The sequence below is a fragment of the Spiroplasma taiwanense CT-1 genome, assembly GCF_000439435.1.
GTDB classification, from domain to species: Bacteria; Bacillota_I; Bacilli_A; order Mycoplasmatales; family Mycoplasmataceae; genus Spiroplasma_A; species Spiroplasma_A taiwanense.
This window is the reverse complement of record NC_021846.1, coordinates 982,114-1,005,527: the sequence shown is the minus strand read 5'-3', so window position 1 is coordinate 1,005,527 and position 23,414 is coordinate 982,114. Positions and strand designations below refer to the sequence as shown.

At 26.4% G+C, this 23,414-nt stretch carries 27 protein-coding genes and 1 pseudogene; all 28 read left to right on the top strand.

Annotated elements, in window-relative coordinates:
- Positions 1-38 precede the first annotated feature (38 nt).
- The 28 genes and pseudogenes from STAIW_RS05105 (at position 39) to secY (ending at position 23,412) form a co-directional block, all read left to right on the top strand.
- The gene (locus STAIW_RS05105) at positions 39-296 is read left to right on the top strand and encodes a hypothetical protein (RefSeq protein WP_020834759.1); all 258 of its coding nucleotides are present in this window, start codon (positions 39-41) and stop codon (positions 294-296) included.
- A 58-nt stretch (positions 297-354) separates the two neighbouring features.
- The gene (gene alaS, locus STAIW_RS05100) at positions 355-3,030 is read left to right on the top strand and encodes an alanine--tRNA ligase (protein WP_020834758.1); all 2,676 of its coding nucleotides are present in this window, start codon (positions 355-357) and stop codon (positions 3,028-3,030) included.
- 78 nt (positions 3,031-3,108) lie between these two features.
- Complete coding sequence (locus tag STAIW_RS05095; RefSeq protein ID WP_020834757.1) at positions 3,109-8,136, top strand: ABC transporter permease; 5,028 nt, start codon at positions 3,109-3,111, stop codon at positions 8,134-8,136.
- Positions 8,137-8,241: 105 nt separating this feature from the next.
- Positions 8,242-9,318 carry a hypothetical protein gene (locus STAIW_RS05090; RefSeq protein WP_020834756.1) on the top strand — a complete coding sequence of 359 codons (1,077 nt, stop codon included), beginning with the start codon at positions 8,242-8,244 and terminating at the stop codon, positions 9,316-9,318.
- Between the two features lie 119 nt (positions 9,319-9,437).
- On the top strand, positions 9,438-9,782 hold the full coding sequence (locus tag STAIW_RS05085) for a hypothetical protein (RefSeq protein ID WP_041618904.1): 345 nt from the start codon (positions 9,438-9,440) through the stop codon (positions 9,780-9,782).
- Between the two features lie 299 nt (positions 9,783-10,081).
- Positions 10,082-10,588: a hypothetical protein gene (locus STAIW_RS05075; RefSeq protein WP_041618902.1), complete on the top strand. Its 507-nt coding sequence runs from the start codon at positions 10,082-10,084 to the stop codon at positions 10,586-10,588.
- A 336-nt stretch (positions 10,589-10,924) separates the two neighbouring features.
- Positions 10,925-12,169, top strand: coding sequence for an ABC transporter permease (locus tag STAIW_RS05070; protein ID WP_041618901.1), 1,245 nt, complete (start codon positions 10,925-10,927; stop codon positions 12,167-12,169).
- A 148-nt stretch (positions 12,170-12,317) separates the two neighbouring features.
- Positions 12,318-12,626: a 30S ribosomal protein S10 gene (gene rpsJ / locus STAIW_RS05065; RefSeq protein ID WP_020834754.1), complete on the top strand. Its 309-nt coding sequence runs from the start codon at positions 12,318-12,320 to the stop codon at positions 12,624-12,626.
- A 50-nt stretch (positions 12,627-12,676) separates the two neighbouring features.
- Complete coding sequence (gene rplC, locus STAIW_RS05060; protein WP_020834753.1) at positions 12,677-13,393, top strand: 50S ribosomal protein L3; 717 nt, start codon at positions 12,677-12,679, stop codon at positions 13,391-13,393.
- 19 nt (positions 13,394-13,412) lie between these two features.
- Positions 13,413-14,039, top strand: coding sequence for a 50S ribosomal protein L4 (gene rplD / locus STAIW_RS05055; protein WP_020834752.1), 627 nt, complete (start codon positions 13,413-13,415; stop codon positions 14,037-14,039).
- Complete coding sequence (gene rplW, locus STAIW_RS05050; RefSeq protein WP_020834751.1) at positions 14,039-14,323, top strand: 50S ribosomal protein L23; 285 nt, start codon at positions 14,039-14,041, stop codon at positions 14,321-14,323. Before rplD ends, rplW begins: the two co-directional genes overlap by 1 nt.
- A gap of 53 nt (positions 14,324-14,376) precedes the next feature.
- Positions 14,377-15,219 (top strand): 50S ribosomal protein L2, encoded by an 843-nt coding sequence (rplB, locus tag STAIW_RS05045; protein WP_020834750.1) that lies wholly within the window; start codon positions 14,377-14,379, stop codon positions 15,217-15,219.
- Between the two features lie 12 nt (positions 15,220-15,231).
- On the top strand, positions 15,232-15,501 hold the full coding sequence (rpsS, locus tag STAIW_RS05040) for a 30S ribosomal protein S19 (protein ID WP_020834749.1): 270 nt from the start codon (positions 15,232-15,234) through the stop codon (positions 15,499-15,501).
- A 22-nt stretch (positions 15,502-15,523) separates the two neighbouring features.
- The gene (rplV, locus tag STAIW_RS05035) at positions 15,524-15,859 is read left to right on the top strand and encodes a 50S ribosomal protein L22 (RefSeq protein ID WP_020834748.1); all 336 of its coding nucleotides are present in this window, start codon (positions 15,524-15,526) and stop codon (positions 15,857-15,859) included.
- 15 nt (positions 15,860-15,874) lie between these two features.
- On the top strand, positions 15,875-16,585 hold the full coding sequence (rpsC, locus tag STAIW_RS05030; protein WP_020834747.1) for a 30S ribosomal protein S3: 711 nt from the start codon (positions 15,875-15,877) through the stop codon (positions 16,583-16,585).
- Positions 16,586-16,587: 2 nt separating this feature from the next.
- The gene (gene rplP / locus STAIW_RS05025) at positions 16,588-17,001 is read left to right on the top strand and encodes a 50S ribosomal protein L16 (RefSeq protein ID WP_020834746.1); all 414 of its coding nucleotides are present in this window, start codon (positions 16,588-16,590) and stop codon (positions 16,999-17,001) included.
- Positions 17,002-17,021: 20 nt separating this feature from the next.
- Positions 17,022-17,405: pseudogene (gene rpmC / locus STAIW_RS06870) on the top strand (50S ribosomal protein L29); the annotation flags it as partial.
- 380 nt (positions 17,406-17,785) lie between these two features.
- Positions 17,786-18,043, top strand: coding sequence for a 30S ribosomal protein S17 (rpsQ, locus tag STAIW_RS05015; protein WP_020834744.1), 258 nt, complete (start codon positions 17,786-17,788; stop codon positions 18,041-18,043).
- 17 nt (positions 18,044-18,060) lie between these two features.
- On the top strand, positions 18,061-18,429 hold the full coding sequence (gene rplN, locus STAIW_RS05010) for a 50S ribosomal protein L14 (RefSeq protein ID WP_020834743.1): 369 nt from the start codon (positions 18,061-18,063) through the stop codon (positions 18,427-18,429).
- A gap of 11 nt (positions 18,430-18,440) precedes the next feature.
- On the top strand, positions 18,441-18,758 hold the full coding sequence (rplX, locus tag STAIW_RS05005) for a 50S ribosomal protein L24 (protein WP_020834742.1): 318 nt from the start codon (positions 18,441-18,443) through the stop codon (positions 18,756-18,758).
- Between the two features lie 30 nt (positions 18,759-18,788).
- Entirely contained in the window at positions 18,789-19,328 is a 540-nt protein-coding gene (gene rplE / locus STAIW_RS05000; protein ID WP_041618999.1) for a 50S ribosomal protein L5, read from the top strand.
- A gap of 19 nt (positions 19,329-19,347) precedes the next feature.
- Complete coding sequence (locus STAIW_RS04995; RefSeq protein ID WP_020834740.1) at positions 19,348-19,533, top strand: type Z 30S ribosomal protein S14; 186 nt, start codon at positions 19,348-19,350, stop codon at positions 19,531-19,533.
- 18 nt (positions 19,534-19,551) lie between these two features.
- On the top strand, positions 19,552-19,941 hold the full coding sequence (gene rpsH / locus STAIW_RS04990) for a 30S ribosomal protein S8 (protein WP_020834739.1): 390 nt from the start codon (positions 19,552-19,554) through the stop codon (positions 19,939-19,941).
- Positions 19,942-19,961: 20 nt separating this feature from the next.
- Positions 19,962-20,504 (top strand): 50S ribosomal protein L6, encoded by a 543-nt coding sequence (gene rplF / locus STAIW_RS04985; RefSeq protein ID WP_020834738.1) that lies wholly within the window; start codon positions 19,962-19,964, stop codon positions 20,502-20,504.
- Between the two features lie 23 nt (positions 20,505-20,527).
- Positions 20,528-20,878 carry a 50S ribosomal protein L18 gene (rplR, locus tag STAIW_RS04980; protein ID WP_020834737.1) on the top strand — a complete coding sequence of 117 codons (351 nt, stop codon included), beginning with the start codon at positions 20,528-20,530 and terminating at the stop codon, positions 20,876-20,878.
- Between the two features lie 17 nt (positions 20,879-20,895).
- Positions 20,896-21,531 carry a 30S ribosomal protein S5 gene (gene rpsE, locus STAIW_RS04975; protein WP_020834736.1) on the top strand — a complete coding sequence of 212 codons (636 nt, stop codon included), beginning with the start codon at positions 20,896-20,898 and terminating at the stop codon, positions 21,529-21,531.
- An 18-nt stretch (positions 21,532-21,549) separates the two neighbouring features.
- On the top strand, positions 21,550-21,987 hold the full coding sequence (gene rplO / locus STAIW_RS04970) for a 50S ribosomal protein L15 (RefSeq protein WP_020834735.1): 438 nt from the start codon (positions 21,550-21,552) through the stop codon (positions 21,985-21,987).
- On the top strand, positions 21,988-23,412 hold the full coding sequence (gene secY, locus STAIW_RS04965) for a preprotein translocase subunit SecY (RefSeq protein ID WP_020834734.1): 1,425 nt from the start codon (positions 21,988-21,990) through the stop codon (positions 23,410-23,412).
- Positions 23,413-23,414: the final 2 nt, after the last annotated feature.

Below are 23,414 nucleotides of genomic sequence, written 5' to 3'. Positions count from 1 at the left end.
TTTTTTTTATACAATATTTAAGAATAAAGAGGAAAAGTATGAAAAAAATTAAATTAGATGATATTGCATTAAATGCTTGAAGTAATGCATTATTATGTCACTGTGGTGATGAAAAAGATATAATGGATGCTCATAGAATTTGTTTAGTTTGTCAAGAACCAATGGATTTTAATAGTCATTATTCTGTGGAAAATAATTCAAAAAGTTGAAATATAAAATTTTATAATAATGAAAATTATAATGAAAATAATTTTAGTGGTATAACCATGGCTGTACATAAGGAATGTTTAATTTAATTTATCTCTAAAATTGTATATGCTAAAATAACTTTGTTAATTATAGGAGAATAATAAAATGAAAAAACTTTTATCAAATGAAATAAGAAAAATGTGATTAGATTTTTTCAAATCAAAAAATCATTTTTTTCTTGAGCCAGTAAGTTTAGTACCTGTAGATGATCCAAGTTTGCTTTGAATTAATTCAGGAGTGGCCACTTTAAAACCATATTTTGATGGGAGAATGAATCCACCTTCACCAAGACTTACAAACTCACAAAAGTCAATTAGAACTAATGACATTCAAAATGTTGGAGTTACTGCAAGACATCAAACTATGTTTGAAATGCTTGGTAATTTTTCAATAGGAGATTATTTTAAAAAAGAAGCAATTGAGATGGCTTGAGAATTGTTGACTTCTAATAAATGATTTGGAATGAACCCTGAACTTTTATATATAACAGTTTTTGAAGAAGACAAAGAAGCATATAATATTTGAACTAAAATAATTGGAATAAAAGAAGATCATATTTTTAAAGGAACAAAAGAAACTAATTTTTGAGATGTTGGTCAAGGACCTTGTGGTCCAAATACAGAAATATTTTTTGATAGAGGTATTAGATGAGACCCAAAAAATATTGGTTCAAAATTATTAAAAGATGATATTGAAAATGATCGCTATGTTGAAATTTGAAATATTGTTTTTTCACAATTTAATAATGATGGTAATAATAACTATACAGAATTACCAAGAAAAAATATTGATACGGGAGCTGGTTTAGAAAGAATTGTTTCTGTCTTTCAAGAAACTCCAACAAATTTTGAAACAGATATTTTTTTACCAACAATAAAAAAAATAGAAGAATTATGTGATAAATCTTTTAAATATTCAATCGATAATTATTTTAATGAAAAAATAGAACAAACTAAAATTAATACTGCTTTCAAGGTAATTGCTGATCATATTAGAGCAACAGTTTTTGCAATTAGTGATGGTGTATTTCCGGGAAATAAAGATAGAGGTTATATAATTAGAAGATTAATTAGAAGAAGTTCTGTATATGGAAGAAAATTAGGAATAGCAAATGCATTTTTATATTTATTAGTAGATGAAGTTATTAATACAATGTCTTTTTTTTATCCTTATTTAAAAGAAAAAAGTGAATCTATTAAAGAAGTTATAAAAAGTGAAGAAATCAGATTTTTAAGCACTTTATCAAAAGGTTATGACTCACTTGAAATAATAATGGAAAAAGAAAAAAAAATTAGTGATAAAAATGCATTGTTATTATTTGAATCATTTGGATTTCCAATAGAATTAACTGTAGAACTGGCAACCGAAAAAAATATTGAAGTTGATATTAAAGGTTATGAAAAATTACTAGAAGACTCAAAAGAATTGGCAAGAAATTCAAGAAAAAATGAAAAAGCTTGAAATAAACAATCTGCAATTTTAACTAACTTAGATATTAAAAGTGATTTTGTTGGTTATGATTTAGAAGAAATCATAACAAAAGTTAATTTTATTTTTGAAGAAGAAGTAATTTTAAATAGTGCAGAAAATAAAATTGTATTTTTGACATTAGATGAAAGTCCATTTTATGCAGAAAAAGGTGGACAAGCAGCAGATACAGGTGTTTTAATAGATGATAATATGAATAGACATAATGTTTTAGATGTTCAGGTAGGACCAAATAAACAACATATTCATAAAGTTCAGATAAATGGCATTTTAAATATTGGAGATAAAGTCATAGCAAAAATTGATAGTGAAAAAAGATACTATACAATGAAAAATCACTCAGGAACACATTTATTGCAATCTTCAATTCAAGAAGTATTAGGCAAAAATGCACTTCAATCAGGTAGTTATAATGATGAAAATGGATTAAGAATTGATATAAGTTATAATAGATTACCGTCTCAAGAAGAAATTGAAAAAATTCATAATGTAATGACAAGGGAAATAAATAATCAAATTCCTAGACAAATCATTTATTGTTCATTAGATGAGGCAGTTGAAAAACATAATGCATTAGCTTTATTTACAGAAAAATATGGTTCTGAAGTTAGAGTTATTAAGTTTGGTAACTTTTCTTGTGAACTTTGTGGAGGAACTCATGTTGAAAACTCTAAAGATATTGAAGATTTACTTATAACAGAAGTTGAATCAAAGGGAAGTGGTGTTTATAGATATCATGCAGTTACAAGTCATAGTGGAGTTTCTTTGTTTTTAAGAGAACAATTTTTAAAACAAAAAAATGAAATATCAGGATTAATAAATAAATTTGATAATTGAAAAAATAGATTAAAAAATTATGAGATTGAAGAAGCAATAAATGAAATAAATAATATATCAGTTAATAAAAATAATTTATTTTCATTAAAAACTAAAGTTAATGAATTAAAAAATTCTTTTAAAATTTATCAAAAAGAAATCGAAGATATTTTGTTAGAAGAAAAATTAATAAAATATAATAACATTTCTCCAATTTTAGATAAAGGTATAAATGAAATTTCCTTAGAAATTAATGATTTGGATATGAAAGAATTAAAAGCATTAGCCGATAAACTCCAAAATAAATTTGATAACTTAATAATTAAATTTGTTAATAAACAAAATGGTATTTATATTGTTTCAGTTAGTGAAAGTATTTCTTCACAATTTAAAGCAATTGAAATATTTAAAAATACAAAAGACTTTAAAGTAAAAGGTGGAGGAAATGAAACTTTTGCTCAAGGAAAAATTTTATAATAGTTTATAAGTAAAAAAGCTAATATTTGTATTTTTTTACTTTTTTTCTTATAATAGTTTTTAGTAGAGGGTGAAAATATGAAAAAAATTAATGCTTTTTTGTTAACCAAACAAGGTGTCAAGGGAATATTTAAATACAAAATACAATTTGTTTTAATTGTTATTTTAGGTTTTTTTGCATCTTTAATATTAAGTATCACATTTTCAATTAATGATAGATTAGAATATGAATATAACAGAACAATGGGAAATACTGCTAAGTTTGACTATATAGAGACGCAAACTCTTGAATCATCAAATCAAAGTGAATCAAAAGAATTTACTCCATTTGTGGATTTTATTTCAAATCAATTTTTGCAATTTGATGATAAATCTATTGCTTATAATTTTAATATTTCATCTTTTGAAAATAATGAAAATTATAAATCAACTTTTCTTACAAAAGCATTTGAAAGTGATAATTTTAAAAAAATATTTCAAAAGTTAATTTCGTCGGATTTTACAAAATCTTGGTTTGATTTTAACTATGATGAATCTAAACCAATATACTTTAATGCATATGGTATGGATGAAACAATGTCAAATAGAGATAAAACAAATTTTTGATATAGATTCGATTCATTAAATAAATACAATGATTATGAATATAAATCTCCCTATCTTGTTTATACATCAACAAAAAATGGTTTAAATGGTTTTGCAAATTTTGTTCAAGAAACAATAAAGTTGATTAAAAATCAGCTTGAAATAAGTGAATTTAATGACAATAGTTTAATTTCTCAATTTATTAATAAAAAAATTCAAAGTGGTTTTACAAAAGAAACAATTCTTAAAGAGTTAGATGTATATATAAATTATTCAATAGTTTCAATAATTGCTCAATTAAATAAAATGATGCATGATTATGTACAGTATTGAATGGATCAAGCAATTTTGCAAAAAATAAATTGAGAAGATTACTTTACTACAAACAGTGGCTTATCTAAATCAAATATTAATAATGCTTCAGTTATTTATTGTTGATTATTTGGTAAAAAATTAGATATTAACGATAATGTAAATGAAAATTTTATAGTAAATGAAAATAATAAGGAATGAGATCAAAAAGTTAATTCTTCTAATTTACAAACTGCTAATATCTTAAAAAATGGAGACAATATTTATGAAAATGGTGCAAGAGGTTCATTAATTCAAATTACATATGAAAATGATTTGGTGAAAGCAAATGACAGTGGTGCTGCTTTAACTCTTTTAAAAGAAGAAGGAAATATTGCAAATACACTTAGATATAAAAAGGCATTTAAAGATAAAAGCAATTATTTAAATGAAAATGCTTCAATTCCAACGAGTTATCTGTATAGAACTAATTTATTATCATTTGTTACTAATTTAGATGTGTATTCAAGATTAGAATTAAACTTACCAGATAATAATCAAGAAAAACAATATAGATTTGTTCTAATGGATAATCAAACTAAATCAAACCTTACGATATACCAGGGACAAAATACAAGGACATTAAATGAAATTTTAATAAATCCACAGTATGCAAAACAAAATAAAATTAAACTTGGAGAAAATATTAAAGTCGGTGACTTTGACTTAACTGTTTCGGGATATGCAGCAGATCCATATACAAACTTTCCTTTAGCTGATTTATCTGTTCCATTTCCAAATAATAAAAAAGGAGCCATAATATTTATTTCACCTGAAGCACTAGAATTAGTAATAAAAACTGCTGATGCAAAAATATCAACAACCAATTTATATACAATTTTTACAGGTAAAAATAAAACAGATGTAAAAAAAGATATTTCCTTATATAATTCATTATCATTTTCATATAAAGATAAAATTTATGATGATTTAAATAATATTAAAAGTGAGGGAACTTTAACAATTGATTATGGAACAAAACTTGTTTCTTATAATGAACATTTTTTTTCTTGAAATTGGGATTTAACACCAATTGTTTTAAAAACTTTTTCAATAATTTTATATTCTACTTGCTCAATAATTTTATTAATATGTTTAATTACAATTATTATAAGTGTTAGAAAAACAATAAATTTTAATTCTCCAGAAATAGGAATTTTAAAAGCATTAGGTGCTAAAAATTCACAAATATCATTTGGATATATTTCATATGGATTAATTTTATTATTAATAGTAATACCAATTTCTTGATTTCTTGGTGGTTTTTTACAAGATCCTTTTTCAAGCCTATTTATATCATATATGGGTGGAGCATATAAACAGGTCACATTTAATGGTTATTCACTTGCTATTTTATTATTTACTTTTGGAATAACAGTTATTTTAGTTTCATATTTTACTGCTTTTTATTTAATTAATAAACCTGTTTTAAAAATAATTGAAAAAAAAGAAGTTGTCAAAAGAATAGTCTGATTAGATAATTTAAAAACTAAAATTACTAGAAGAACAAAATTTACAGTTAGATTTAGTATTGAACTTGCAACAAGCACTATGAAACCAACACTTATTGCATCTATTACAATACTAATTACAAGCTTACTTATTAGTTCTTCAATGGCAATTCCTGGAATGGTAAGTAAAGCTGTTACTTCATATTATAAAAATGTTAAGTATTCAAATTCAATTAAAAATATTGAACCAATTGGAAATGCTCCCATGGCAAAAACAGCATTGTCACCATGAAATGGGGCGGATTATTATCAAAATTATTTAATTAATATAAATAATGAATTTGATGGAATTAACTATTTAAGTAATTCTGTAACTAATACTACAAGCATAAGTGACTTTTCAATGTTCCCAAAGTTAGTTTTAAATCAAGACCCAAATAAGCAAATAAAATCTGAATGACTATTTGATTTTATTACAAATTCAAGTAATCAATTAAATACTGAGGAAAATTCAGCATTATTAAGTGTTATTTTTTCAATATTTGGTTCAGGTCTTGCACAAAGTTTGGGGAAGGGAATTAGTATTGCAGAAATACAAAGAATAATTGAATGAATGGCACATGATTACAGAAGAAATCAATCTAATAATATGGAAAGTTTTAAAAAAGATGTAAAAAATATTACAGGCCTATTAACTGAAGGATTACCTCAAGTAATGGATCAACTATTTCCTTTAGTTGAAAGTGAAGGAAATATTAATGGTTCATGAAAAGAAAATATAATAAATATAATTCTTTCACAAGCACCAACTTATGTTAAAAATTTTCTTGATAAAAGTGAGAATAGATTTAATCAATATAATTTTGGTTGAACTTATTCAAATTATATTCCAGGAAAAGATGATTTTTATACAGAAGCAGACTTTAATACAATCAATGGAAAAGACTCAAAAATTTTAGGGTTGTTGTCAAACCAAAAGGCATATAAATTTGAAAAAAATGGTGATGAAATTTTTATTGGTAACGAGCAAATAGAACAATTAAAAAAAGTAATTAATGAGGGGAATAATTCCTCAATTAGTTCGATTAAAACAAATACGGGATTTGAGCTTTATAATAATGGTGTATTAAATATCCCAGTTAATTTAAATGAACAAGCTAAATTAAATTTAAAACAAAGTGGAAAAAAAATTGAAGTTAATGATTTTCAATCAACTAGACTTGTTCTATCTAGTGATAAAAAATCTATTCCAAATGGTGCTTGAATATATGATGATAGTGATTGGAAAACGTTAAAAAATGAAAATTTAAATAAATTTTTAAATCCTTTTAACATGGATATATCAAAATTTACATTTGCAAAAATATTTGATAAAAGTAATTATGATTATGATTACGATTGAAATGGCACAAGCAATAGTTTAAAATTAACAAATAATTCTTATGGTTTTATAAATGTTGATTATGATAATGAAAATAATTTAAAAACAGAAATTAGATCATATTATCAGTATGAAAACTTACTGCTTTTTGTACCAACAAAATATGAAAAAGATTTTTCTTCATTATTTAAAATGGGTTCAAATAATGATAATTCAAAATGACATGGGAAAACAAATAGTGCACCAGATGAAGTTATTAATGCATGAGGTGCAAACAAAACAGATGAATTTATTTGAATTAGGCCATATTCATTAAGATTTGATTCAACTTTTAAACCTGTCGAAACAAATTTTTCAGGAGGAGAATTAGATTATTTATTAAATCATTATAATTCTTTTTACAAAATGAATTTTTTACAATTGAGTCCAGCAATTATTGATAAATATACAGATATGAATTGAAAAGAAAAAGGAATTAAGCAAATAAACTTAGTACCTATTTCAAAGTTAGATGTTTTTGGAAAAAATTTAATAATTGCAGATCAAAGATTAATTAATTTATTACATGGTTTTTCAGATGATATCTATATTCCTTTTAATTATATTTTTGAAAAAGAACAAAAAAGTTCATACTTATTAAATAATAATGAAATTCAAACTTATGAGTATAATACACCTGAAGATTTAATTGCTACAGAAAATGAAAAGAATTGAATTTGGGGCAATGAAGCTCAAAAAACTTATAAACCTTTACAATGAAATAATGGAATATATTCTCAAGAAAAAGAACCATTATTTTTAACTACTCAAGCTTCATTTTCAAAATCAGTTAGAGTTGGTGAATATAGTTTAAATGGTAATAGTCAATATTATGATGGTTTAGAAATGGAAAAAGTTGAATTTTTAACTGAGCAAAAATCTCTAATAAATCAAATTACTTCATTAGTGCTAACAATTGGAATTACCTTTATTGTTGTAATTATAATTATTGCAACATTATCAATGATAATAATTACTGACTTATATGCAAATCAATATAAACGATTTATGATTGTTATGAAATCATTAGGATACTCAAACTGAAAAATAATTAAATATTCATTTGGTTTTCTAACTTTCTTAGCAACAATTTGTTTAGCTTTAGGAATTTTAACTAGTTTTGGATTAGTTTGATTAACAACCACTTTCGTTCAAAGCAATTTAATTTCTATTCCAATTGGACTAACTTGGTGGTCACCATTAGCCTCATCAATTTTAATTATTACTAGTTACATTTCATCAATACTTATTACTACAAGAAAAATAAGAACAGAATCTCCTATTACATTAATGGGTTAAAATAAAAATTATTTAATTGATTTTTATTTTTTTTCATTAAAATAGAAATATAAAATTTAGAGTCGGGAATAGCTCTTAACTTTTATTAAAAAGGAGCAAAAGAAAATGAAAAGTATAATTTCTTTTAAGAATGTACATTATTTTTTATGTATTTTATTTTCATTTTCTTTTTTTGAATCTTTAATTATAAATTATAATTTTTTAATCTTTTCAATTTTGCTAAAAATATTTATTTCGTTATTTGGAGACTTTTATCGATTTAATTTTTCATCAAAGTATTTTAAAAACTCACTAATTGGTCAAATTTATTTAAAAAATAATTATTTTTTAGAAAAAAATTTAACAAATTCTCAAATAGATTCTGCTATAGATATATTTAATTTTATGTTTTATTTAAATAATTCAGCATTGACCTATTCAATTAAACAAGATTTAATTGAAGAATATAATAAAAATGAAGATGGAAAAAATATTGAAGATTTCTTGAATTTATCAACATCAAATGAATCTATTGGAAGAGTTGGAAAATTTGATCAAGATAATAAATATTATTTTTCAAAAAATATTTATTCTTTATTTAAATCAAATAAATCTCAAATAGTGGAAAAAAATCTCTATGAAAATTATGCAAGCTTTAATATAAAGAAACATGATTCAAGAGATATATTTAAAACTGGGATTGATTTAAATGGATATATTATTTTAGAAAATTCACTTACTCAAAGAAGTTGATTTGATAGTTATTTCAATTTGTTAGGGGACTTAAGCAATTTTAAAGTTAAAACAACAAATGAAACTGTAATGTGAACTCAAAATGGAAATAAATTTAGATATATATCAGCTTTTTATAACCAAAAAGAACCAGGTAATGAAAATTACAGTGTGCATTTTTACAATGAAAATTTATATACAATTTATTTAAAAAATGAATCTGATAATATTTTTACTGAAAATAGTTTTATGGATTCAAATGGTTATGCCAAATTTAATAATTTAGTATTAGGTCAAGAATATGAATTATTTCCAAATACAACAAAAAAATATAGACTTGATGCAACAGGGGTTGATTCTTTAAATGTCTATCCTACAATTTATGAAGAAGATTTATTAATTAATCAAGAAAATGAAGCCGTATTTTATATAAGTAATACTTTATTTCAAAAGTTTTTAATACTGAACTAAATAATGAACAATATCAAGATGTAAGTAGAGCATATTTAACCTATAAAAATAGTGATAAATTAAATTTAGAAGCAGATAAAGCCCTTTTTAGCACCTATTTTGCAGATAATGTATATAAATTGAAAAGTGTATCAGAAACTATTAATTCAAATATGACAAATAATAAATTATCATCAATTAATATTCAATCTTTTGATGATACCTATTCATTAAATTTTAGAAGTACATTTTATGGATCAATAGTTTCAGGCTTTTATATAATAGCAATTGTATTTTGTTTAATATTTGCTTTATCTTTGTGTTTTGTTATTTATAATATTTTTAGGAAAATTTTAATTTTTCAAAGATCACAAATTGGAAATTTAAAATCTCTTGGTATTTTAAATTTAAAAATTATTATTAATTATGTTTTTTTATATGTTAATACCAGTGATAATTTTAGTGCCATTAGGTTGAATAATTAGTTTATTTTTACAGACACCATTAATGAATATTTTTGAAAGGTATTTTAATATACCAACAATATTTAATATTGACTGGCAAATTTTAATAATTTCATGAATTAGTTTCATTTCAATTGTTTCTTTGATGGTAATAGTAACTACATATTTCACAATTAGACAAAAACCATTAGAGTTATTATCACCAAGTAAGAATATGAAACCAAATCTTTTGTTGACGAGAGCTTTTTCAAAAATCAAATATTTAAATTTTACTTCAAAATTAAGAGGAATTATAATTTCTTCATCCGTTAAGGATTTATTTGTTTTTTGCAAATGTTTTAATTGTTTCTAGTCTTGTAATTACACTTTGTTCTATAGTTCCTAGCATTTTTACAAATATGTCAAATGAATATTATAGAAATATTAAGTATAATAATGATTATAATTATACAAATACAATTTCAAATAATCCACTTACAAGATATTCATTTTATCAAAGTGATGAAAATATAAGAAAAAGTAATATGAAAGCTTCTATATTTAATGTAAATATTAAAGATTTAAATAGTTATAAAAATTTAATTTCAACAGAAAATATTGAGTATTGAGCAAATAAGTCTAATGTTTTTAGAAGTTCATTTGATAATGTTCTTACAAATATTCTTCTTACATTTAAAGGTGGTTTAATTTCTTCAGGAGTTATGGAAGACTTTTTAAATTATGCAAAACAAGTTGATTCAATTTCAAAAAATACTACAAATAGTAAGTGAATTCAAACAAATTTTAATAATTTTACTTGTCAAGTAATGCCAACCTTATTTGGCTAAGAAGTAATTGAATTAAATGATTCTCCAAATCAATATAATGATTGCATAAAGAGTATTTCAAATAATATTCTTCCTTCAACAGTAAAACAAAATTGAAACAATGATGAAAATGAATTTAAAAAATTTACTTTTAATTTTTCAAAAGTTCTAGTAAATTTTAATGAAGACCAATTATATACAAGATTTAATGGGCAAATTGAAGATAAAAATAATATAGATATAATCGGTTATGGTATAGATTTAGAAAATGAATCAAATAATTTATCTTTATTAAATAAAAACTCAATTAAATATAATAACAATTTAGATTACATTCCAATTTTGATAAATAAAAAAATGGAACTTGAAGGATTTAAAATTGGAGATGAATTTAATATTAATATAAAATCCGAAAAATTATCTTATGTGAATAATGAAAATAGTTTACAAATTTTAAAAGAAGATGATTGAAAATATAAAGATTCTGAAAATGAAGATTTAGATTTATATAAGTTTGATTTAAGTAAAATGTCGTATTCAATTACAGATTTAGACACTCAGAAATTTTATTACTATGACTATGAAACAAATAGTTATAAAAAATATCTAAATTTACAAAATGTAATTTTAGATATTGATAACTTTAATCAAGAAATACTAAATAAAGTAAATAAGGAATATGATGAATATAGTAATATATCATCAACTTCATCACTAGATAGTGTAATTCATCCATTTAATATATTTAAATATGATAAAGATGGAAAACCTATAGAATTTTCCTTTATTGATTTAACATCTGGAACTAATAATTGAATAAATATTGCTTTAAATGAAGGTTTACTAAAAAATAATTTTGTAACAAGCAAATCACAAAAAAAATTAAAAGTTGTTGGTATTGAAAAACTTTATGATAGTAATAAAATTTATCTAGAACAATTGTATGCAAATCAACTTTTAGGTTTTAACAAATCATTTGATTCAAGACAAAAATTTGAAAATGGAAATTCAATTAATATTTGAAGTAATGCAAAAATGAGTAAAAATAGACAGATTTCAGATCAAATGCAAAGATTAATTTTAAATTCTATTAATTCAAATAATGCATCTGTTTCATTTGATAAATATTTTAATTCAGCTATTGGCTATACAGATTATATAAAAGTTAAAAAAGAAGCAATTGAAAATTTAATTACATCAATTATTTTAATTTCAACAATCTTTATAACAATTTCAATGATAACAGCTATGATTGTTATTTATTTAATAACAGATTTGTTTATTGGACGATATAAAAAATTTATGAGTTATATGAGAATTCAAGGATATACAATGAAAGAAATTAATTCTATAATTTTGTGAATTTTTTTACCAATAGCGATTCTTGCAGTTTCTTTAGGAATTATAGTAATATGATTAATTACAAAATATTTAGTTCCTTCTGTGTTATTAAATTTAAATATAGCTGTACCCTTAACAATAAATATTGCTTTATTTCCAGTTGTACTGTTAGCGGGGGTTTTTATATTTGCAATTGCATATACAATAGTAATGATTTTAATTAAAAGAATTAGACTTTCATCATTAATTGGAAATGAATAACTTATATTTTTAAAAATGATTAATTTCATTTTTTTTTGATTTTCTATTGATTTTAATTATCTAAAATGCAATAATTGAGAGGCATGTATATTTTGTGTTCATAATGACAACACACTGGAAAGGGTTGTCAATGTTGAAGGAGGATCAAATGGCTCAACAAAAAATTAAAATCAAATTAAAAGGTTACGATCATGCTATTGTTGACCAGTCAATTGCTAAAATTATTGAAGCAGCTGAGTCAACTGGAGCAAAAGTTCGTGGACCAATTCCGTTACCAACAGAAAAACAAATTATAACAATTTTAAGAGCTACTCATAAATACAAAGATAGTAGAGAGCAGTTCGAAATGAGAACACATAAAAGAATACTTGAAATAGTTGAACCAACACCAAAAACAATGGACTCATTAACAAGAGTTCAATTGCCTACAGGTGTTAACATCGAAATTAAATTATAAAATTTTACAAGATATACATGATAACAATATAATGCAGGAGGAAATATCAAATGAAAGGAATCTTAGGAAAGAAGTTAGAAATGACTCAAATTTTTAGCGAAAACGGTAAGTTAATTCCTGTAACTGTAATTTCTGTAGAACCAAACAATGTTTTGCAAGTTAAAACAGTTGAGAAAGATGGTTATCAAGCTTTAAAACTTGGAACAATCAATAAAAGGGCTAACTTAATTAATAAACCAGATATGGGTCAATTCAAAAAAGCTCAATCTGAACCTAAGCGCTTCGTAAAAGAAATCAGAGATATGAAAGGATACGAAATTGGTGCAGTTATAAATGCAGCCGACGTATTCAATGCTGGTGAATTTGTGGACGTTACAGGTATATCAAAAGGTAAAGGATTTGCAGGGGCTATTAAAAGACACAATTACTCAAGAGGGCCAATGGCTCACGGTTCAGGTTATCACCGTGGTATTGGATCAATGGGTGCAATTATTAATAGAATTTTCAAATCAAAGAAAATGGCAGGTCACATGGGTCATGAACAAGTGACAATTCAAAATTTAGAAGTAATTAAAGTTGACGAACAAAGAAATTTAGTTTTAGTTAAAGGATCAGTTCCTGGTCCAAGAAAAGGATTTGTTGTAATCCAACAAAATGTCAAAGGAAGAAAGGCAAATGATGCAGTTTCATTATTATCAAGAAGTGCAAAAAGTGTTGAATCAAATTCAATACAATCACAAGAAGAAACATCATCAAATGCTGAATAATTAGGAGGAAATTGCTAACATGAAAGCACAAGTTTTAGATGTTAAGGGATCAGCTCTTAAAGAAATTAATTTAAATGACAAAGTTTGAGGAATTGAACCACATCAGCAAGCAATTTATGATACAGTGGTTTCACAACAAGCAGCTTTAAGACAAGGAACAAGAAAAACAAAAACTAGAGCAGAAGTTCGTGGTGGAGGTAGAAAACCTTGAAGACAAAAAGGTACAGGACGTGCTCGTCAAGGATCAATTAGAGCTCCACAATGAAAAGGTGGGGGAGTTACCTTTGGTCCTACACCAAATATTAATTACAAAAAAGCAGTTAATAGAAAAGTAAGACAATTAGCTATAAGAAGCGCATTAAGTATAAAAGCAAAAGAATTAAATTTAGTTATTTTAGATAAATTTATTTTTGAAAAACCTTCAACAAAAGAAATGCTAAATTTGATGAAAAATGTAAAAATTGAAAATCAAAAAATTTTAATTGTTACAAAAGAGCATGAAGAACTAGTAGTTAAGTCAGCTGGTAATATTCCAGGGGTTAAAACTTTAGATTTTCAAAAAATGAATATTTTTGATTTATTAAATGCAACTAAATTAGTAGTTACTGAAGATACTGTAAATAAAATTGAGGAGGTGTATGCATAATGCATTTAACGCAAGTAATTAAAAAACCATTGTTAACTGAAAAAACATATTTAGGTCAACAAAGTGGTGCATACACATTTATTGTTGATAAAAAGGCAAATAAATCTCAAATTAAAAAAACATTCGAAGAAATCTTTGGAGTCAAAGTAAAACAAGTAAGAACTATGAACTATGATGGAAAAGATAAAAGAATGGGAAAATATGTTGGTAAAACAGCTGCTTTTAAAAAAGCAGTAATCATTTTAAAAGATGGTGAACAATTAGATATCTTATCAGACTTATAGAATATTAATTTATTAATAAGTTTTAAAGATTAGGCGATACAGGGAGGATAATTATGCCAATCAAAAAATATAAGCCTACGACAAATGGTCGTAGAAATATGACCAGCTTAGATTATAGTATCCTTACAACTTCAAAGCCTGAAAATTCATTACTTTCAAAAGTTAATGAAAAGGCTGGAAGAAATAATCACGGTCAAATTACAACTCGCCATAAAGGTGGAGGACATAAAAGAAAATATCGTATTATTGATTTTAAACGTAATAAATTAGATATTGCTGGAAAAATAGCAACAATTGAATACGATCCAAATAGAAATGCATTTATTTCTTTAATAAATTATATTGATGGAGAAAAAAGATATATTTTATTTGCAAAAGGAATGAAAGTAGGTCAAGAAATTATAGCATCACAAAATGCAGATATTAAAATTGGTAATGCTGCACCATTAAAAAATATTCCAGAGGGTACTTTAGTTCATAATGTTGAATTAAGACCAGGAAAAGGTGGACAAATCGCACGTAGTGCAGGAAGTTCAGTTCAAATTTTAGGAAAAGAAGAAGATGGAAAATATGTAACATTACGTTTAGGATCTGGAGAAGTTAGAAAAGTACTTGCTGAATGTTTTGCAACAATTGGTGAAGTAGGAAATGAAGAATATAACTTAGTAAATTGAGGAAAAGCTGGAAGAAACCGTTGAAGAGGAATAAGACCAACAGTTCGTGGTTCTGTTATGAACCCAATTGATCACCCGCATGGGGGAGGAGAAGGTCGTGCTCCAATTGGGCGTAAAGCACCATTAACACCATGAGGTAAAAAAGCACTTGGTGTTAAAACACGTGATAAGAAAAAATCTTCTACTAAATTAATAGTTAGAAGAAGAAATGATAACAAATAGGAGGATTAGTTTATGTCAAGATCATTAAAAAAGGGTCCATTTGCTGATGAATATTTATTAAAAAAAGTTGAAGCACATGGTGAGAAAAAAGAATCAATCAAAACTTGATCACGTCGTTCAACAATTTTTCCAAGTTTTGTAGGTCATACATTTGGTGTTTATAACGGTAAAGAATTCATTACAGTTTATGTTACAGAAGATATGGTTGGTCACAAACTAGGAGAATTTTCACCAACACGTAAGTTTGGTGGGCATGGTGATGATAAGAAAAAGAAAAAATAATCATTATAGGAGTTTTTAAAAAATGGAAGCAAAAGCAAAATTAACAATGATTAGAATATCACCAAGAAAAGTTAGACTAGTAGCAGACACAATCAGAAGTAAAAAAATATCAGAAGCTGTAGCAATTCTTCAAAATCAAGATAAAAGATCTTCAGAACCAGTACTAAAATTATTAAATTCAGCAGTAGCAAATGCTGTTAATAATAATGGTATGGAAGCAGACCAATTATTTATAAAAATAATATTTGTTAATGAGGGACCAACATTAAAACGTTTTAGACCAAGAGCTCATGGTAGAGCATATGAAATTTTAAAAAGAACAAGTCACATTACAATAATTGTAAGTGACGATAAGTAGAAGGGAAATTAGAGTATGGGACAAAAAGTATCTCCAAACGTTTTACGTATTGGTGTCATTAGAGGTTGAGAAAATCGTTGATTTGCTGAAAAAGGCGAATATGTTAAATGATTACATCAAGATATCAAAATTAGAAAAGCAGTTTTTAAATTATTAAAAAATGCCGCAGTTTCTAAAATTGAAATTGAAAGAACTAAAAAAGAAATAACTCTAGTTATTTCCTCTGCTCGTCCAGCTATTGTTCTAGGTCAAGAAGGAAAAAATGTTGAAAATATAGTATTAAACGTTAAAAAAACTATCAAAGATAGAAAAGCAGTTATTAAAGTAAAAGTAATTGAAATTAAAAACCCAGATGTAGATGCTAAATTGGTCGCACAATTTATTGGTGAACAAATAACAAATCGTGCTTCTTTTAGAACAGTTCAAAAATTAGCAATTAGAAAAGCATTAAAAGCAGGAGCATTAGGAATTAAAACTGCTGTTTCTGGAAGACTTGGTGGAGTAGATATGGCACGTACTGAAGGATATTTAGAAGGTTCAGTACCATTATCAACTTTAAGAAGTGATATTGATTATGCACTATATGAAGCAAGAACCACATATGGTCAAATTGGTGTTAAGGTTTGAATAAACCATGGAGAAATATTAGGTAAACAAAATCAAAATAATTCAAAAGTTATTGAGGATAGAAAACCTCAACAAAAATTACCAAGGGGGGTTAAATAATTATGTTAATGCCTAAAAGAGTAAAATATCGTCGTCCGCATAGAGTAAGTTATGAGGGAAAAGCAAAAGGTGGAAAATTTATTGCATTTGGTGAATATGGATTAATGTCACTTGATGCTGCTTGAATTACATCAAGACAAATTGAATCTGCTCGTATTGCTATGACACGTTATATGAAACGTTTTGGTAAAGTTTGAATTAGAATATTTCCACATATGGCAAAAACAAAAAAACCTTTGGAAGTACGTATGGGATCAGGAAAAGGTTCTCCTGAGGATTGAGTAGCAGTAGTAAAAACTGGTCAGTTTATGTTTGAAGTGGCTGGTGTTTCAGAAGAAGTTGCTCGTGAAGCCTTACGTTTAGCAATGCATAAATTACCTGTGCGTTGTAAAATCGTTAAGAGAGGTGATGAATAATGTCTAAAGCAGTAGACTTCATGTTAGAATTAAGAACTAAAACAATTGAAGATTTAATAAAACTTGGTGAAGATCGTCGTGCAGAATTATTCGCACTAAAATTTCAAGCTGCTGTTGGTAGTTTAGAACAAACTCACAGAATTAAAACACTTAAAAAAGATGTTGCAAGAATTGAATTTTTACTAAGTGAAAGAAAAAATGCTGGAGAGATTATTAATAAAAACATAAAAGCAAATTATTCAAAAGCAGTTGAAGAAGCAGAAAAAGCAGGAAAACAAGTACGTAAAAAACATAAGGAAATGATTGAAAAATTACAAAGTGAACAGTTTGGTTCAGATAATGCTATTTCAGAAGACGCAATAATGGCAGCAATGCAACAAGCAACAGAAAATGAAAATTTAGAAGCTGTTGAAGTTAAATCTGCTCCTAAAAAAGAATCAGTTGCAAAATCTGCAGCTAAAAAGGAAGTAGAAGTTAAATCTGCTCCTAAAAAAGAATCAGTTGCAAAAGTAAAAGAAATTGAACTACCTAATTTACAAAAGGGTGAAGCAAAATCAACTGGTAAAGGTAAGGCAGCATTAGAAAGTATTAAACCAAAAACTGTTAAAGTTGGAACTGTTAAAGGTGAAGGAATTGAAGGAATTGAATTAAAACTTTCAAAAAAACCAAAAAATGCTAAAACATATACATTTGGTTCAAATGCTCAAGAAGCTAAAAAACAAATTGAAGAAGCAAATAAAAAAGCGGCAGCCAAAAAAACAACAACAAAAGGAGCTAAATAAATATGGAAAGAAATTTGCGAAAAACTTATACAGGTAAAGTTGTATCAGACAAAATGGATAAAACTATAACTGTTTTAGTTGAAACATATAAAAACCACCCAATTTATAAAAAACGTGTTAAATATTCAAAAAAATATAAAGCACATGATGAGAACCAACAAGCTCATTTAGGGGATAGAGTAGAAATTATGGAAACTCGTCCTTTAAGTAAGACAAAAAACTTTAGATTAGTAAGAATTATTGAAAAAGCAATTATTTAATTAAGGAGTAAGTATATATGATACAAACAGAATCAAGATTAAAAATTGCAGATAATTCAGGTGCTAAAGAAATATTGGTTATTCGTAATTTAGGTGGTAGTGTTAGAAAATTTACAAATATTGGTGATATTGTTGTTGCAACGGTAAAAGCAGCATCTCCTGGAGGAGCTGTTAAAAAAGGTCAAGTTGTTAAAGCTGTTATTGTAAGAACTGTAAGAGGTTTGAAAAGAGCAGATGGAACTTATATAAAGTTTTCAGAAAATGCTGCTGTTATTATTAAAGAAGATAAAAACCCAAGAGGTACACGTATATTTGGTCCAATTGCGCGTGAAGTTAAGGATGCAGGATTTGCAAAAATTGCATCTCTAGCTCCAGAAGTGTTATAGGAGAAACTTTTATGAATAAATCAAAAATTTTAAGAGGAGATGTAGTAAAAGTTATCTCAGGAAATCATAAAGGAAAAACAGGACCGATCACAAAATTAACAAAAGATAAAAAAAGAGTTTATATTGAAGGAATTACTGGAATTAAACATGTTAAACCTTCGCAAACAGATCAAGAAGGTGGAATTAAAGAAATAGCTATATCAATAGATATTTCTAATGTTGCATTAAAGGATCCAAAAAATAAGGATAAAACTACAAGAGTTGGATATAAAATTACTGATGGAAAAAAAGTTAGAATTGCAAAAAAATCTGGCGCTGAAATTAAATAGAAGGGATAATTAAATATGGCAAAGTCAAACATTAATAGATTAGAAAAACTTTACAAAGAAAAAATTGTCCCAGAATTATTTAAAGAAAAGCAATATAAATCAGTAATGCAGGTTCCAAAAATTACAAAAGTAGTTATAAATATGGGTGTTGGTGACGCAGTACAAGACAGCAAAAAATTAGATGATGCTGTTGCAGAATTGACACTAATTACAGGACAAAAACCTCTTGTAACAAAGGCTAAAAAATCTTTAGCAGCATTTAAATTGCGTGAAGGTATGCCAATTGGTGCAAAAGTTACTCTTAGAGGAAAAAGAATGTATGAATTTTTAGATAAATTAATCTCTGTTGCGCTACCTCGTGTTCGTGACTTTAGAGGAGTTCCTAAATCAAGTTTTGATAAACAAGGAAACTATACTTTAGGAATTAAAGAACAAATTATTTTCCCAGAAATTGATTATGATAAAGTAAAAAAAGTTCGTGGGATGGACATTACAATAGTTACAACAACCAACCATAAGGAAGATGCATTTTCTCTAATTCAAAAAATAGGGATGCCTTTCGCTAAATAATTGAGGAGAACTAGAAAATATGGCAAAAAAATCATTAAAAGTTAAACAAGCAAAAGTCCAAAAATTCAAAGTTAGAGAATATACAAGATGTGGGAATTGTGGTAGACCCCATTCAGTTTTAAGAAAATTCAATTTATGCCGTGTATGCTTTAGAGATTTAGCATATAAAGGACAAATCCCAGGTATTAAAAAAGCATCATGATAATGAAAGGAAAATGAAATTATGACAACAGATGTAATAGCAGACATGCTGACTAGAATAAGAAATGCAAATCAACGTTTTCACAAAGAAGTTCTTATTCCTGGAAGCAGAGTTAAATTAGAAATAGCAAATATTTTGAAAAATGAAGGCTTCATTGATGACTTCAAAGTTTCAACTGATTTCAAGAAAGACATTATAATTAGCTTAAAATACAAGGGAAAAATTAGAGTTATTAAAGGCTTAAAAAGAATTTCAAAACCTGGATTAAGAGTTTACTCAAACTCACATGAATTACCTCAAGTATTAAATGGATTGGGAATCGCAATTATTTCAACTTCAAATGGAATTATGACAGATAAAGAAGCTCGTCACCAAAAAATTGGTGGAGAAGTTCTAGGATTTGTTTGATAGTTAGGAAAGGTTAATATTATATGTCACGTATAGGAAATAGAGTATTGACAATTCCTCCTGGAGTTGAAGTAAAAAATGAAGGAAATAATGTTGTAATAATTAAAGGTCCAAAGGGAGAATTAAAACAAACTTTTAGTACATTAATTGAAATAAAGGTTGATGGCACTGAATTAAAAACTTTAAGAATTAATGAGCAAAAACATACAAAACAATTGCATGGAACAACAAATTCATTGCTAGAAGGAATGCTTGTTGGAGTTCATACAGGTTTTGTTAAAGAACTTGAAATTGTAGGGGTTGGTTATCGTGCTGCACTAGCAGGTGATAAAATTAATTTATCATTAGGTTTTTCACACCCAGTTGAATATTTAATCCCAAAAGGAATTACAGTGGAAATTCCAAAACCAACTGAAATTAAAATTTCAGGAATAGATAAGCAATTAGTTGGAGAAGTTGCTGCAAATATAAGAGCATATAGAAGACCTGAACCTTATAAAGGTAAGGGAGTTAAGTACAAAAATGAAAAAATCATTAGAAAAGAAGGTAAAGCAGCTGGTAAATAGGCTGTTGCTAAGGAGAAATAATTATGAAATACACTAAAGCAGAAGCAAGAAAAAGAAGACATTACAGAGTTAGATCTAAAGTGTCTGGAACAAGTGCTAAACCAAGATTAAATGTATTTAAATCAAATTCTTTCTTTTATGCTCAAATTATAGATGATGTTAAAGGAGTTACTTTAGTATCATCATCTTCAATTAAAATGGGATTAAAAAATGGATGTAATATTGAAGCTGCAAAAGCAGTAGGAAAAGATATTGCACAAAAAGCAAAAAATAAAAAAATAACTGATGTAGTATTTGATAGAGGTGGATATTTATTCCATGGTAAAGTAAAAGCTTTTGCAGATTCTGCAAAAGAAAACGGTATGAAATTCTAGAAAAGGAGATAGAAAAAATGACAGAAGAAAAAAAAGTTGTAAATGCTGAGATTACTAATAAAAAAGAACCATCAGCAGTAACAAATGATTCAAAAATAAGCACAAGACCAAATAATGATAGACCAAGAAATAATTTAAGATTTTCAAGAAATAAAGAAGACAACCCTTTTGAAGAAAGAGTAGTAACAATTAATCGTGTTACAAAAGTTACAAAAGGTGGGCGTAGATTTAGATTTGCAGCTGTTGTTGTTATTGGAGACAAAAAAGGGAGAGTTGGATTAGGAACTGGAAAAGCAAATGAAGTTCCTGATGCTATTAAAAAGGCAATTAAGGAAGCAAGAAAATCATTAGTAAGAATTCCTTTAGCTGGTTCAACAGTTCCTCACGATGTTATGGGTCATTATGGTGCAGGAAAAGTTATGATTAAACCTGCAAAAAAAGGTACTGGAGTTATTGCTGGGGGACCTGTGCGTGCTGTTATTGAATTAGCTGGAATTTCAGATATTTATACAAAATCATTAGGATCAAATACACCAATTAATATGATTAGAGCTACATTAGAAGGTTTAAAAGAAATGCAAACACCAGAACAAATTGCAAGATTACGTGGAAAAACTCAAGTTGAAAATAGGGAAGCTATTCAAAAAGCTTAGTAAGGGAGTAAGAGTTTAATGAAATTACATGAATTAAAATATACACCTGGAAGCAAAAAAGAAGTAACACGTGTTGGACGTGGTATGGCTTCAGGAAAAGGTAAAACATCAACTAGAGGACACAAAGGTCAAAATTCACGTTCTGGTGGAGGAGTAAGACCAGGTTTTGAAGGAGGTCAAACTCCATTATTTAGAAGATTACCTAAAATTGGGTTTACAAGTTTAAACAGAAAAGAGTATGTAATCTTAAATTTAGATAGAATTGAAAAAATGGATTTAACAGAGGTTAACCATAAAACTTTAATTGAAAAAAAATTAATTAAAAGTGAAAAAGATTTAGTAAAAGTACTAGGAAATGGTAAAATAACTAAAGCATTAAAAGTAAAAGTAAATAAAGTATCAAAGTCTGCAGAGGATTTAATCAAAGCAGCTGGTGGTACTATAGAGGTGATTTAGGTGGCTGTTAAAAAAGCTAAAAAAGCTAAATTAACTGCATATAAGAGCGAATTCGTAAAGGGTAATTTTTTTGTTAGAAATAAAGACCTTGTAAAACGAATCGTTTTTACTTTAATAGTATTAATAATTATTAGAGTTGGTGCATTATTAACTGTTCCAGGAGTACAACTTGATGATAATTTTAAAAATCAAGTAAGTGATCAAGAGTTTTTTCAACTTTTAGCAACTCTTGGAGGAGGTTCAATTGGTCAATTTTCAATTTTATCTCTTGGGGTTTCTCCATATATTACAGCATCAATTATTGTTCAATTACTTTCAACTGATGTAATACCGGTTTTAACACGTTGAGGTAAGTCTGGTGAAAGAGGAAGAAAAAAATTAGATAGATTAACAAAAGTTTTAACAATTCCTTTTGCATTAATGCAATCAATTGCAACAATTTTTACTTTAACAACTCAGGGATTAATCAGTGCAAAATGAGGTACTAATGAACTTGGAACTGGTCCTTCTTGATTTTATTACATTTTAATTCCATTAGTAATGCTTGGTGGAACTTACTTAATGTTATGAATTGCAGATCAAATAACAATTAAGGGTATTGGAAATGGTATATCAATTATAATCTTTACAGGAATTGTTGCACAAATGCCTACAAACTTTAAATCAACTTTTGAGTTTTGAGTTAGTGGAAATGAAGAAACAACAATCTTATTTGATGGAATATTAAAATTCTTAATTTATATTGTTTCTTTCTTATTAGTTATTTTTGTAGTTGTTTTAATGAATGAAGCTGAAAGAAAAATACCAATTCAACAGACTGGTTCTGGGCTTGTTGATACAAAAGAACACACCCCTTACCTTCCATTAAAACTCAATAATGCAGGAGTTATTCCAGTAATTTTTGCATCAGCCATAATTTCTACGCCAATGACAGTAGCACAAATTATTGCTGCAAGTAATCCAAATAATGGCTTTGTTGCATTTACCCAAAATTTCTTATCATTTTCAACTTGGTGGGGAATTGGAATATATGGAGTTTTAACAGTATTATTTACATTCTTATATGCACAAGTTCAAATCAATCCTGAAAAAATTGCAGAGAACTTTAAAAAATCTGGAACATTTATTCCTGGTATAAAACCTGGAAAAGAAACAGAAAAATTTATTCAAGGTGTAATTAATAGATTAAGTATTTTAGGTTCATTATTCCTTGCTGGAATAGCAATTCTTCCTTATACAATTTCAAAATTAACAAGTTTACCAAGTAGCTTAGCTATTGGGGGAACTGGATTAATTATTGTTATTTCTGTTTCTATTCAAACAGTTCAACAATTAAAAGGTAGATTAATACAACAATCATTTTTAGATAAAAAACAAGATAAATTCACAAATGATGTTGATAAATATAATTCACACATTTGATAGGA